11 protein-coding genes and 1 riboswitch are annotated in these 13,280 nt (G+C 69.7%); of the genes, 1 reads left to right on the top strand and 10 read right to left on the bottom strand.

The window, feature by feature from the left end; all coding sequences use genetic code 11:
- Window positions 1-22: 22 nt before the first annotated feature.
- The 9 genes from OG568_RS30190 to OG568_RS30150 all read right to left on the bottom strand — a co-directional run bounded on the left by OG568_RS30190 (window position 23) and on the right by OG568_RS30150 (window position 10,775).
- Window positions 23-1,324, bottom strand: coding sequence for a cyclopropane-fatty-acyl-phospholipid synthase family protein (locus tag OG568_RS30190; RefSeq protein WP_329533820.1), 1,302 nt, complete (start codon window positions 1,322-1,324; stop codon window positions 23-25).
- A gap of 218 nt (window positions 1,325-1,542) precedes the next feature.
- On the bottom strand, window positions 1,543-2,943 hold the full coding sequence (locus OG568_RS30185) for an NAD(P)/FAD-dependent oxidoreductase (RefSeq protein ID WP_329533819.1): 1,401 nt from the start codon (window positions 2,941-2,943) through the stop codon (window positions 1,543-1,545).
- A 466-nt stretch (window positions 2,944-3,409) separates the two neighbouring features.
- Window positions 3,410-4,351, bottom strand: a complete 942-nt coding sequence (locus OG568_RS30180; protein ID WP_329533818.1) for a Ppx/GppA phosphatase family protein — start codon at window positions 4,349-4,351, stop codon at window positions 3,410-3,412.
- A gap of 187 nt (window positions 4,352-4,538) precedes the next feature.
- On the bottom strand, window positions 4,539-5,075 hold the full coding sequence (locus OG568_RS30175; protein ID WP_329536500.1) for a DUF501 domain-containing protein: 537 nt from the start codon (window positions 5,073-5,075) through the stop codon (window positions 4,539-4,541).
- Between the two features lie 30 nt (window positions 5,076-5,105).
- The gene (locus OG568_RS30170) at window positions 5,106-5,582 is read right to left on the bottom strand and encodes an FtsB family cell division protein (RefSeq protein ID WP_266433956.1); all 477 of its coding nucleotides are present in this window, start codon (window positions 5,580-5,582) and stop codon (window positions 5,106-5,108) included.
- Between the two features lie 116 nt (window positions 5,583-5,698).
- Complete coding sequence (eno, locus tag OG568_RS30165) at window positions 5,699-6,985, bottom strand: phosphopyruvate hydratase (RefSeq protein ID WP_266433954.1); 1,287 nt, start codon at window positions 6,983-6,985, stop codon at window positions 5,699-5,701.
- Between the two features lie 299 nt (window positions 6,986-7,284).
- Window positions 7,285-7,995 carry a transglycosylase family protein gene (locus OG568_RS30160; RefSeq protein WP_329533817.1) on the bottom strand — a complete coding sequence of 237 codons (711 nt, stop codon included), beginning with the start codon at window positions 7,993-7,995 and terminating at the stop codon, window positions 7,285-7,287.
- A gap of 4 nt (window positions 7,996-7,999) precedes the next feature.
- A riboswitch (cyclic di-AMP (ydaO/yuaA leader) is annotated at window positions 8,000-8,163 on the bottom strand.
- A gap of 182 nt (window positions 8,164-8,345) precedes the next feature.
- Window positions 8,346-9,320 carry a transglycosylase family protein gene (locus OG568_RS30155; protein WP_329533816.1) on the bottom strand — a complete coding sequence of 325 codons (975 nt, stop codon included), beginning with the start codon at window positions 9,318-9,320 and terminating at the stop codon, window positions 8,346-8,348.
- 171 nt (window positions 9,321-9,491) lie between these two features.
- Window positions 9,492-10,775, bottom strand: coding sequence for a cytochrome P450 family protein (locus OG568_RS30150; RefSeq protein ID WP_266582876.1), 1,284 nt, complete (start codon window positions 10,773-10,775; stop codon window positions 9,492-9,494).
- 206 nt (window positions 10,776-10,981) lie between these two features.
- On the opposite strand from OG568_RS30150, the gene OG568_RS30145 reads away from it, so the two are divergent.
- Window positions 10,982-12,193 (top strand): globin domain-containing protein, encoded by a 1,212-nt coding sequence (locus OG568_RS30145; RefSeq protein WP_329533815.1) that lies wholly within the window; start codon window positions 10,982-10,984, stop codon window positions 12,191-12,193.
- A 94-nt stretch (window positions 12,194-12,287) separates the two neighbouring features.
- Here OG568_RS30145 and OG568_RS30140 read toward each other — a convergent pair whose 3' ends face one another.
- Window positions 12,288-13,274 carry a nucleoside triphosphate pyrophosphohydrolase gene (locus OG568_RS30140; RefSeq protein WP_329533814.1) on the bottom strand — a complete coding sequence of 329 codons (987 nt, stop codon included), beginning with the start codon at window positions 13,272-13,274 and terminating at the stop codon, window positions 12,288-12,290.
- Window positions 13,275-13,280 lie beyond the last annotated feature (6 nt).

Below are 13,280 nucleotides of genomic sequence, written 5' to 3'. Positions count from 1 at the left end.
GATCGGAACGGGGCCCCGGCCGTCAGCGGGCGGGGTTCCAGGTTCTGGCCCGCAGGGGCATTCCGGAGGCGCCGGAGGGCTCGGGGGTCCTGATCGCGAGCACCTGGTTGACGCCGATGCGGTTTCGCTCGAAGGCGACCGCGGAGGCCGCCATGTACAGGCGCCAGACACGGGCGCGGCCCGGGCTGCTGAGGGCCACGGCCCGCGCCCACTGCGCCTCCAGGTTGGCGACCCAGCGGCGGAGCGTGAGGGCGTAGTGCTCGCGGATCGACTCGACGTCACGGACCTCGAACCCGGCGCGTTCGAGCTGGGTGACGGTCGTACCGATGGGCGCGAGCTCGCCGTCCGGGAAGACGTACGCGTCGATGAACTCGTCGACGTCGTACGCCGATTCGTCCCGCCGGGGCGGCCGTGCGATCTGGTGGTTGAGCAGCCGCCCGCCGGACTTGAGCAGCCGGTACAGCACCTCGGCGTACTCCAGGTAGCGCTCGGCGCCCACGTGTTCGGCCATGCCGATGGAGGAGATGGCGTCGTACGGCCCGTCGGCGACGTCCCGGTAGTCCTGCACCCGGATCTCCACCCGGTCGGTCAGTCCCTCGTCCGCGACCCGTTTACGGGCGTACGCGGCCTGCTCCTGCGAGAGCGTGACCCCGACGACGCTCACGCCGTGCTCGCGGGCGGCGTGGATCGCCATCGAGCCCCAGCCGCAGCCGACGTCGAGGAGCCGCTGCCCCGGCCTCAGATCGAGCTTCCGCGAGATGAGTTCGAGCTTGTCCCGCTGGGCGTCCTCAAGGGCGCCGCCGTCCTCCCAGTAGGCGCACGAGTAGACCATCGAGGGGCCGAGGACGATCTCGTAGAAGTCGTTCCCGACGTCGTAGTGGTGGCTGATGGCGCGCTTGTCGCTGTGCTTGGTGTGGAGGTGGCCGCGGCGCCTGCGGACCTCTTCCTGGGGCGGGGTGGGCGGCAACGGGAGGCCGCCCATCTTCACCAACCCGCGGACCGCGGCCCGCACCTCGGGGTCGCGCAGGGACTCCGCGACGCCTCGCGCGTCCTCGCCCCGGTCCCAGACGAGCCCGGACATGAGGTCGAGCGCGGTGTAGAGGTCGCCCTCCACTCCCAGGTCCCCGGCGACCCAGGCCCGGGCGAGCCCCACCTCACCCGGTTTCCACAACAGCCTGCGCAGGGCGCGCCTGTTCCGTACGACGAGGGCGGGGGCGCCGGGAGGGCCCGCCTCCGAGCCGTCCCAGGCGCGGATGCGCATCGGGAGCGGGGCTCCCACCAGCTGTTCGACAAGGCTCTTGAGACGCGGCGCGGCGTCCTGCATGGCGTACACCTCCGAGACAACACTCCCGAACGCTCCAACACCACGTAAACACCAACTGGCCTCGCGCGCAGTCCCCCTTTTGCGTTACAGCTGGGCAAAATACCTGTACCCACCACGTTCTTTCGGGCCCCGGCGCCGGGACGTCACCCCAACGCCAAAGGGACCCCCCGCACCACGGATGGCGGGAGGTCCCTCAGGGACGAACAGGTGACCGGAGGTCAGGAGGCCTTGGCCTTCTCCTCGGTCTTGGCGGCGGCGGCCGGAGCCACGGCGGCCGCGGCCGGAGCCGGCTTCGCGGCCTCGTAGAACTCCTCACGAGGAGTCTCCATGGCACCGAGCGAGACGACCTCACGCCTGAGGAACATCGCGAGCGTCCAGTCCGCGACGACGCGGATCTTACGGTTCCAGGTCGGCATGGCCAGCCCGTGGTAGCCACGGTGCATGTACCAGGCGAGACGGCCCTTGACCTTGATCTTCACCTTGCCCATGACGATCATCGCGACGCCCTTGTGCAGGCCGAGACCCGCGACGGCACCCTGGTTGGCGTGCGCGTACTCCTTCTGCGGGAAGCCCCGCATACCGGAGACCACGTTGTCGCCGAGCACCTTGGCCTGACGGAGCGCGTGCTGCGCGTTCGGCGGGCACCAGGCGTTCTCGACGCCGGCCTTGCGGGCGGCGACGTCCGGCACCTGCGCGTTGTCGCCGGCGGCCCAGATGTAGTCCGTGCCCTGCACCTGGAGGGTGGCCTGGGTGTCCACGTGGCCACGCGGGCCGAGCGGCAGACCGAAGCGGGAGAGGACGGGGTTCGGCTTGACGCCGGCCGTCCACACGATGGTGTTGGAGTCGACCTCGAGGCCGTTCTTCAGCACGACGTGGCCGTCGACGCAGGAGTCCATGGAGGTGGAGAGGTAGATCTCCACACCACGGCTCTCCAGGTGCTCCTTGCCGTACTGGCCGAGCTTGGGGCCGACCTCGGGAAGGATCTTGTCCGCGGCGTCGACGAGGATGAAGCGCATGTCCTCGCGGGACACGCTGGTGTAGTACTTCGACGCGTCGCGGGCCATGTCCTCGACCTCACCGACGGTCTCCGCGCCCGCGAAGCCACCGCCCACGAAGACGAAGGTGAGCGCCTTGCGGCGGATCTCCTCGTCAGTGGTCGAGTCGGCCTTGTCGAGCTGCTCGAGGACGTGGTTGCGCAGACCGATGGCCTCCTCGATGCCCTTCATACCGATGCCCTGTTCGGCGAGGCCGGGGATCGGGAAGGTGCGGGAGACCGCGCCCATCGCGACGACGAGGTAGTCGAAAGGCAGCTCGTACGCCTCGCCCACGAGGGGGGCGATCGTGGCGACCTTGCGGTCCTGGTCGATGGTGGTGACCCGACCGGTGAGGACCTCCGCCTTGGGCAGGACGCGTCGCAGCGGGACGACGACGTGCCGAGGGGAGATGCTGCCGGCGGCGGCTTCGGGGAGGAAGGGCTGGTAGGTCATGTACGACCGGGGGTCGACAACCGTGACGGTCGCCTCTCCGTAGCGCATCTTCTTGAGAATGCGCCGAGCTGCGTACAGGCCTACGTACCCACCGCCTACTACGAGGATCCTGGGACGCTCCGTGGTGCTCATGCCATCGAGTATCCACCCGCCTCCGGGGGGTCGCTCGTGCGCCCCTTCACAAGCTTCGGTGGGGGCTCTGCTACACTGCGCCGCCCACGTGACCCAGGTCATGGCGGCGAGGGGGAACCACCGTGTAGTGCGGACCGTTGCCAACACCCCGTGAGCTGCCGCTCCGGGTCTCCGAACCGGCCGAACCACCCCTGCGCTTCACGCGCCGGAAACACTCCCGGAACGCTCCGTTGAGCACCCTCCCGAGCCTGGCGAGCCCCCTAGGGACACCCGGGCGGCCCAATCGTCCCCCGACAGGGCCGAATTCCTTGTGAAGAACTTCACGAACTTTTCCGGCGGCGTGTCGCCGAGAGGGTCCGAATGGCCCCCTGGGCGCGCTCATACGTTGCCCCACCTGCTCAGGAGAGGCTACCAGCGGGTAGCGAGGGGCCCTCGGGCCCCTGCCCAGGGGCCCCTTCCGGGCGGCTCAGGCGACGGACCACGCGATCCCGTCGAGGATGTCGTGCTCGCTCACCACGACCTCCGCCGCACCGATCCGCTCCATGATCGAGAGCAGTACGAGGGCGCCGGCGGCGATGACGTCGACGCGCCCCGCGTGCATGGAAGGGATCGCGGCACGCTCGGCGTGGGTGGAGGCCAGCAGCCACTCGGTGATCTCGCGGACCTTCTCGTACGGGATCCGGGAGTGGTGGATGGCGGTCGAATCGTAGGCGGGGAGCTCCAGCGCCATGGCCGCGACCGTGGTGACCGAACCCGCGAGGCCGACGAGCGTACGGGCCTCGCGCAAGGGGACCGTCCGCTCGGCGAGGTCGAGGGCCGCCTCGATGTCGGCGCGGACGGCCTCGATCTGCGCGGGGGCCGGCGGGTCGCTGACGACTCCGTCGTGCACGAGGTGCCGCTCGGTCATCCGTACGCAGCCGATGTCCACGGAGCGGGCGGCGCGTACGTGGTCGTCGCCCACGACCAGTTCGGTGGACCCGCCGCCGATGTCCACGACCAGGTACGGCTTGGCCAGGTCGTCCCGGCCCGTCAGTTCCTTGGTCGCGCCGCCGAAGGAGAACTCGGCCTCCTCGTCGCCGGTGATGACCTCCGGTTCGACGCCCAGGATGTCCAGCACGCCGCGCACGAACTCGTCGCGGTTCTCCGCGTCGCGGGAGGCGGAGGTCGCCACGAAGCGCAGTCGCTCCGCGCCGTGCTCCTTGATGACCTCCGCGTACTCGCGGCAGGCCGCGAAGGTGCGCTGCAGAGCCTCGGGGGCGAGGCGTCCGGTGCGGTCGACCCCCTGGCCGAGCCGGACGATCGTCATCCGGCGGTCCAGCTCGACGAGTTCTCCCGTCGCCGGGTTCGCGTCGGCGACGAGGAGGCGGATCGAATTCGTACCGCAGTCGATGGCGGCGACCCTGGTCATCGGTTGTTGTCTCCTGCTCGTGAATTCGGCTCGACGACGCGCGACCGGGGCCGGGGCCCCGGGGCGAGGCCCCGGCCCTTCAGGGTCGCGGGGAACTGCGCGCTCAACCCCCGCCGGCCCGCGGACGAAGCACTCGGCGCAGGCGGGGTGTCGGGGCGAAGCCCCGCCTTGGGGGGGCGCAGCCCCCTCACTCCTCCTGGGACGGCGGCTCCGCCGCCACCACGCACGCGCCCTTGCGCCACCACTCCGGCAGCATCGCGATCGCCTCGTCGCCCAGCGGGTTCACCCCCGGCCCCGCGGCCAGCGAGTGCGCCACCAGCACATGCAGACACTTCACCCGGTCCGGCATGCCTCCGGCGCTCGGAAAGCCCGCCAGCACCTCGATGGCGTCGCGCCGCGCGATGTAGTCCTCGTGGGCGGCCCGGTACGCGGCGGCCAGTTCGGGATCGGTCGCCAGCCGGTCCGTCATCTCCTTCATGACGCCGTTGGCTTCCAGCGTGCCGATCGCGGAAGCCGCACGCGGGCACGTCAGGTAGTACGTCGTCGGGAACGGCGTACCGTCGGGCAGCCGGGGCGCCGTCTCCACCACGTCCGGCTGACCGCAGGGGCAGCGGTGCGCGATCGCCCGCAGCCCGCGCGGCGGCCGGCCGAGCTGTTGCTTGAATGCCTCGACGTCCGCGTCGGTCGGCTCGGTGCGCGGGGTGGGCGGCGGGGGCGTTTCCATGCCTGTGCTCAAGTCTCTTTCTTCTTCAATTCACCGGTCGGAACGGTCCGACTTGTCGACGCCGTCCCAGACGTTGGCGTACCAGGGACGGGCTGCCGCCCCCAGATTCGTACGCGACTGCTTCGCCGCGTCCGGGTCGATCACGACGTAGCCGGTCTCGCCGGGCAGCACATAGTGCAGCCGTTCCCGGATCTGCTGCTTCGCGTACGCGTCGTCCTGCCAGCGCGCCTTGAGGTCACGCAGCTGTTCGACCCGGGCGCGGGCCCGCTCCTGCTGCCGCTCCAGATCGGCGATCTCGGCGCGCTGGGACACGTACTGCCTTATCGGGTACGCGAGGGCCACGATCAGTGAACAGAGTACGAGAGCCAGCAGCGCGGCGCGGCCGGTCAGGCGGGAGCGGCGGGCCTGGCGCTTGGTCTGCGAGCGGTAGACCCGGGCCGCCGTCTGCTCGCCGAGCAGCTTCAGCCTGGTCGCGGTGGAGAACCGGTCCCGGTCCTTCACAGCCATGAGTCCCGCCTCCCCGGTAGTGCCGGCCCGTCACGTGCGTACGTCCCCGCACACGGTACGGGACCGGGTACGGGGACGTACGTACGACTGGCGAAGGCTTGACCCTCAGCGGGGTGTCAGCCCTTGAACCGCGGGAACGCGCTGCGGCCCGCGTACACCGCGGCGTCGTCGAGGATCTCCTCGATGCGCAGCAGCTGGTTGTACTTGGCGACGCGGTCCGAGCGGGCCGGGGCACCGGTCTTGATCTGGCCGCAGTTCACCGCGACGGCGAGGTCGGCGATGGTGACGTCCTCGGTCTCGCCGGAGCGGTGGGACATCATGCACTTGAAGCCGTTGCGCTGGGCCAGCTCGACGGCGTCCAGGGTCTCGGTCAGCGAGCCGATCTGGTTGACCTTGACGAGCAGGGCGTTCGCGGAGCCCTCCTCGATGCCACGGGCCAGACGCTCCGGGTTGGTGACGAAGAGGTCGTCGCCGACGATCTGGACCTTGTCGCCCAGCCGGTCGGTGATGACCTTCCAGCCGGCCCAGTCGTCCTCGTACAGCGGGTCCTCGATGGAGACCAGCGGGTACGCGGAGACGAGCTCCTCGTAGTACTCGGTCATCTCGGCGGCCGAGCGGGACTTGCCCTCGAACTCGTACTTGCCGTCCTTGTAGAACTCGGACGCGGCGACGTCGAGCGCGAGCGCGATCTGCTCACCGGGGACGTAACCGGCCTGCTTGATGGCCTCGACGATGAGGTCGAGGGCGGCGCGGTTGGACTCCAGGTTCGGGGCGAAGCCGCCCTCGTCGCCGAGGCCGGTGGACAGGCCCTTGGTCTTCAGCACCTTCTTGAGGGTGTGGTAGACCTCGGCGCCCCAGCGCAGGGCCTCGGAGAAGGACTCCGCGCCGATCGGGGCGATCATGAACTCCTGGATGTCCACGTTGGAGTCGGCGTGCGAGCCGCCGTTCAGGATGTTCATCATCGGAACGGGCAGCAGGTGCGCGTTCGGGCCGCCCAGGTAGCGGAAGAGCGGGAGGTCGGACGCCTCGGAGGCGGCGTGCGCGACGGCGAGCGACACACCGAGGATGGCGTTGGCGCCGAGCGAGCCCTTGTTGTCGGTGGCGTCCAGGTCGAACATCGCCTGGTCGATCAGGCGCTGCTCGGTGGCGTCGTAGCCGACGAGCTCCGGGCCGATCTGTTCGATGACGGCGAGGACGGCCTTCTCGACACCCTTGCCGCCGTAACGGTTGGGGTCACCGTCACGGAGCTCGATGGCCTCGAAGGCGCCCGTGGAGGCGCCGGACGGGACGGCGGCACGACCGGTGCTGCCGTCGTCGAGGCCGACCTCGACCTCGACCGTGGGGTTGCCTCGGGAGTCCAGGATTTCCCGGGCTACGACGACGTCGATGGACGGCACGAGCATCTCCTTCTGGGATGTGACGCGGGTACGCGGAGCCTGTGATGGCTTCGCGACATGAGCCTAACCGCCCCGGGGGGATCGGCCAGCCGGTCGCCCACCCCTTGGGCAGAACTGAACGTACACATTGTTCCAGAACGGAACAAAAACGGGTACGAAAATCCGGGTGCGGGAATCCGGGAACGAAAAGCCCCGCTCCGATGCGTACGGGGGAACACGCACCGGAGCGGGGAGCCCGTGGGGACGGGGGTAGGACCTCACGAGGGTCTCCAGTGTGGAGACCCCTTCTATGCGGGACCTGTCATTCAGCTGAGGTGAAGCTGCTGACCCGGGTAGATGAAGTCAGCGTCGTCGATGATGTCCCTGTTCAGCTTGAACAGCCGCTGCCAGCCGCCCTTGACCTTCTTCTTCTCGGCGATCGAGCTGAGGCTGTCACCCTTGACGACCTTGTACTCGCCGTCACCCTTCTTGACCTTCTTGCCGGTCGGGGTGGAGACGGTCTTCTCGGCGGCCGGGCGGGACGCCGAACGGGAGGCGGCGGTGTCCGTCGACCGGGTGGTGGTGCTGGTGCTCGGCGAGCTGTTCGACGAGGAGCCGTTCGAGGACGACGAGGTCGACGGGGCGCTCGCACCACCGGTGTACGCGGCGCTCGACAGGCCCGTGCCACAGGTCGGCCAGGCGCCCTTGCCCTGCGCGGCGAGGACCTTCTCGCCGATGGTGATCTGCTGCGACCTGGAGGCCTGGTCGGCGGTCGCGGCGTACGCGGTGCCGCCGTACGCGGCCCAGGTGGAGGCGGAGAACTGCAGGCCGCCGTAGTAGCCGTTGCCGGTGTTGATGGACCAGTTGCCGCCGGACTCGCACTGGGCGACGGCGTCCCACTCGGAGGTGGTGGCGGCGGAGGCGTTGCCGGCCGCCATCAGCGGAGCGGCGATGGCGACACCGGTGACACCGGCGAGCGCGGCCACACGGGTGGCCTTGGACGAACGGCGGCGCTTGCCCTTGCTGGAAAACAGCATGAGGAGATCCCCTCACCGACGCCTGCGAGGTGAGCTGTCGGGTTCGGGCGGGTGAGTGCCCGGCCGCGCGCTGTGAGCGCACGGCTTCACCCCAAGCCGCTCCCGGTCAACTACCGGATGCGGCACTTACCTTGGGTCCCCCGCTCCTGCCTACGGCGCTTACGCGTCGACTGTTCCCGTACGGCCGTTGGCAGGATTCGGCGTTGCGACCGTCGGGGCCCGCTGTGGCGAGCGGTGATGACCGTAAGCAGTCGATCGGTTGAATTCCAAAGACGATCAGGGCCTTTGAGATCCATCTCTCACTCGCACCAAACCGGACATTACACAGCGAACCGTGACGCGAACTGCCCCTACTTTTCGCCCGATTCGACACCAACTGAAAGGCTCTGACCGGGGAGGATGAGGTCCGGGTCGACGCCGACCGTCTTCTTGTTCGCGTCGTAGAGCTCGGACCATCCGCCGTCCAGGTCAAGGGCGTCGGCGATGGTCCAGAGATTGTCTCCGGCGCGCACGACGTACGAGCCGTCGACGACATCACGGGAGGCGCCGGTGCCGCGCGAGGCGTGCCGCCCGGAGGGGTCGTCGGTACGGCCGTCCACGGCGCTGTCGGTGGTGTTCTCGTCCGCGGTGCCGCCACGGTGGCGCCCGGCGCCGGTCGTCGCGTTCTCGGACGCATCGGAAGAGCCGTCGTCCTGGCCGGAGTTGCCCGAGCTGTCGCCCTTCGTCGCTTCCGTGTCGGAGCTGTCCGTTCCCTGAGTGCCGCCGGTGTCGGCCTTCGTCGTGTTCTTGGTCGCCTTCGAGGACGAACCGGACGAAGACGATCCAGACGAAGACGAATGGGACCCCGAGCCGGACGAGGCGGACGAACTGGACGAACTGGACGAACCGGATGACTTCGACTCGCCGGACGAGTCGTTCGCCACGCCTGTGTCGACCAGGACGTCGCCCGAGTTCCTGCTCAGCCCGGAGAGCGGTCCACAGGTCGGCCAGGGGGTGACACCCTGGTCGTCGAGGAGCTGCTCGGCGATGGCTATCTGCTGCGAGCGGCTGGCCTCGTCGGCGCTCTGCGCGTAGTTGAGGCCGCCGTACTTCTCCCAGTCCGCCTGGCTGAGCTGGAGTCCGCCGTAATACCCGTTGCCGCTGTCGGCACTCCACTGGCCGGCGCTCTCGCACTCGGCGACCCGGTCCCACGTGGTGCCGTCGGCCGCACTCGCGCTGGTGGCACCGAGCAACGGGATCGCGATGGCGGATCCGGTCACTCCTGCCGCGACGATGAGGGCCGGGGCCTGACGGGGGCGACGATGGCGGCCGTTCCCGGAGAGCATGCGGAAGCCTTTCACGTGACAGCAGGTGACTACGCGACGTGTGAGTCGCGTTGACGAGTGAACGTATCCGCACCCGAACACTTGTCACAAGTCGATGCAGCGTAGATCACGTGAAGATCACAGAGTTGAGTACGCGTCAGGTTTGAATGCCCGTAGGTGTATGGTCGCCCGCTATCGCTTGACCGGTACCGAAGGCGTGAACTCCACTGGAAGCGTGCGCAATCCGCGCATAATGAGCCCGCCGCGCCAGCGCAAATCGGCCGAATCTCCCGCGAGTTGGAGATCGGGAAGGCGGGTGAGGAGAGTCGCGAGCGCGGTCTGACCCTCCAGGCGGGCGAGCGGGGCGCCGAGGCAGTAGTGGATGCCGTGGCCGTAGCCGAGGTGTTGGTTGTCACGCCGGGAGAGGTCGAGCGTGTCCGGCCGCTCGAACCGCGCGGGGTCACGGTCCGCAGCCGCGAGGACCACGAGGACGGGGTCGCCAGGTGCGATGTCCTGACCGCCGATGCGAACAGCTTCGGTGGCGAACCGCCACGTGGCCAGTTCCACGGGCCCGTCGTAACGAAGCAGCTCCTCGACGCCGGTCTCGAGGAGTTCGCGTTCGTGGGCGGCGAGGGACTTCTGCAGGCGCGCCCGCTGCTCGGGGTGGGTGAGCAGGGCGTACGTGCCGTTGCCGATGAGGTTGACGGTCGTCTCGAACCCGGCGAAGAGCAGGATGAAGGCCATGGCGGCGGCCTCGTTCTCCGTGAGGTGCTCACCGTGGTCGGACGCGCGGATGAGCCCCGAAATGAGGTCCTCACCGGGCGCGGGCACGTCAGGCAGGACTTCCCGCTTCTTGTGAATGAGCTCGAGCAGGTATCCGCGCATCTTCTTGACGGACCGCGCGACCCCGCCCCGCGGGCCGCCGCCGTGCCGGATCATCATCCCCGCCCAGTCGCGGAAGTCGTCCTGATCCTCGCGGGGTACGCCCAGCAGCTCGCAAATGGCGTAGATGGGGAGCGGAAACGCGAACTCGTGGATCAGATCCGCGGACCCCTTCTCCGCGAACCGGTCGATCAGTTGATCGGTGAGCTCCTGCACGCGCGGCGCGAACTCGGCCACCCGCCGTGGCGTGAACGCCTTCGAGACCAGCCGCCGCAGCCGGGTGTGGTCCGGCGGGTCGATGTTCAGCAGATGCGTCATCAGCTCGGCCTTGCGCTCTCCCGGGATACCCGTCTTCCCCTTGGCATGCGCGGGTTCGTCATGATGCGCCGGATTCTTGCTGAGCCGCGCGTCGGCGAGCGCCTGCTTGGCGTCCGCGTACCGGGTGACGAGCCAGGCCTCCACCCCACTGGGCAGCCGTGTCCTGTGCACAGGGGCGTGCTCCCGCAGCCAGGCGTACGCGGGATAGGGATCGCTGGCGAACTCCCAGGTGAAGAGTTCGGGAGCGGGGCTGAACGGCGGCGGCTGATCGGTCACTCCCTGACGGTATCCGGAGGGAGGGGAGGGGAGGGGCGGGGAGGCGGAGGGGAGGCGGAGGCGAGGGGCCCCTTGGGCGACGGGCCTGCGGCTCGTCGCGGGGCACGCCGCGGGGCATGTCGCGGGGCATGTCCCTTTCGCCCCAGGCCATCCCTGAATCGGCTGCTGTTTGACTCCACGGCTCGCGACCTCCCTTAATTCGCGCCGTGGACCCCGAAATACTCAGATCCAGCTTCGCGGTCGTCGAGAGACGGGCCGAGTTCGCGGTCAAGTACTTCTACTCGCATCTCTTCCGGCACAACCCGGACGTCCGCGGGCTCTTCCCCCTGGACTTCCCGGAGGACATGGAGCGACAGCGGGACCGGTTGTTCGCGGCACTCACGTATGTGATGGAGCGGCTGGAGGATCCGACGCTGCCGGGATATCTACGGGAGCTGGGACGGGACCACCGGAAGTACCTGGCCGAGCCGGAGCACTACGCCGCCGTGGGGGCGAGCCTCATCGCCGCGTTCGCCGTCGTCGCGGGGTCGGCGTGGAACGCGGAGGCCGAGAAGGCCTGGGGCGAGGCGTACGGGGCGATCGCGAACGTCATGCTCCAGGGCGCGTGGGAGGCACAGCACGAGGGTGAACCGCCCTGGTGGGACGCCGAGGTCGTGTCCCGAACCCCGTACGGCGACGACCTCGTCGTACTGACCCTCCGCCCGCACCACCGGCTCCGCTACTCCCCCGGCCAGTACGTCAGCGTCAACGTCCCCCACCTGCCGGGCATCTGGCGCCCGTACTCGCTCGGCAACGCCCCCCGCGTCGACCACACCGTCGACCTGCACGTCAGCCGCGTCGAGGACGGGGTGCTGTCCACCGCCCTGGTCCGACAGACCCGGAAAGGTGACGTTCTGCGGCTCGGCGCACCCGGCGGCGGTCTGACCCTGCGGACGCCGGTGGAACGGCCGCTGACCTTCGTCGCGGCCGGTACCGGCTGGGCCCCGGTCAAGGCGCTGCTCCAGCGACTCGACGCCACGCACGAGGCCCGGCTGTTCCTCGTGGCCCGCGACACCTCGTACCTCTACGACCGGTCGGCCGTGGAACGTCTCCAGTCCCAATTACCCCGTCTCGCCGTCACGTTCATCACCCCCGCCCCTGGCCGCCCCAAGGCCCAGGCCACCGAGCGACTGCTGACCGCGCTGGGCAATCGCGCCGGCTGGGCCCACCACGACGTCTATCTCGCCGGTCCGCCCCAGCTCGTCGAGGAGATCGCCGGGGCCCTCCCCACCCTCGGTACCCCGCCCGAACGGATCTTCCACGACCTCCTCCCGCCCACGGACCCCGGCCGGACCCGCCCGCTGGGCCCCGCGGAGTGGCTCCTGGACCGCCCCCACCCCAACTGGCACAACCCGACAAGCCGCGCCCCGACCACATGACCCTGAGGGCCGTCCCCCCTCATCTACTTCCCTCGCTCCCCCCCCCACTCCCCCCACTCCCCCCACTCCCCCTACTCCCGCTGCTGCCGCTGCTTCAGCCCGTCTCCGTCGCCCGGATCGCATCCCGATAAGCTCGCGCGGCCGCACGCAGGGCCGCCTCCGGGTCCACTCCCTCGGCCTCCGCTCGGGCGGCGATGGCCAGCAGTTCGTAACCCACGCCTTCGCCGCGCGGCAGTTCGACCTCAAGTCCCGCCGTGCGCACACGCGATGCCAGCTTCGCCGCGAGGGCGAGGCCCGGCTGACCCAGTGGCACTCCCTCCGTCACGGACGTCCGCCGCTTCTCCTCGGCCTTGGTGCGCAGCCAGTGCTCCTTGACCTCCTCGGGGGTCGTGGCCGTCTCGTCGCCGAACACGTGCGGGTGGCGGTGGATCAGCTTGGTGACGATGCCGCCCGCCACGTCGTCGATGGAGAAGGGAGTCTCCGCGTCCTCCTCCGCGATCCTGGCGTGGAAGACGACCTGGAGCAGAACGTCGCCGAGCTCCTCCCTGAGCTCGTCCCGGTCGCCCTCCTCGATCGCCTCGACGAGCTCGTATGCCTCCTCGATCCCGTACTTCGCGAGGCCCTTGTGGGTCTGCTGGGACGACCAGGGGCACTCGACGCGGATACGGTCCATGACCTGGACGAGGTCGAGCAGGCGGGCGCCCGGCAGGTCGTACGAGGCGGGGAGCAGCTCCAGGTCCGGCATCTGTATGCGGCCGGAGCCGGCGAGGCGGGCCAGGCCGTCGGTGAGGCGCGGCTCGCCCTCGCCGGTGGCGACGACGACCACCACGCGGCCGCCGGCGCAGGCGTCCACCAGGTCCTGGGCAGCGGGGGACGCCTCGTCGACGCTTATGCCGGCCTCGCGCAGATACGGCAGCTGCGGATGCGCACCGTCCGCGCACAGCACCTGGTCGGCGGCGCGCAGCACCTGCCAGGCGGGCCAGGACAGCAGTCCGGGGGCGACGCGGTGGCTGGTGGTGAGCAGGACGATACGGCCGGGGTCGGGAACCTGGGCGGCGGCGTCGGAGCTGGTTGCGTTCACCCCACG

Origin of the sequence: Streptomyces sp. NBC_01450 (genome assembly GCF_036227505.1) — a bacterium.
In the GTDB taxonomy this organism is placed as follows: Bacteria; Actinomycetota; Actinomycetes; order Streptomycetales; family Streptomycetaceae; genus Streptomyces.
Note: the sequence above shows the minus strand (reverse complement) of the source record. Positions and strands in the feature narration are given on the sequence as shown.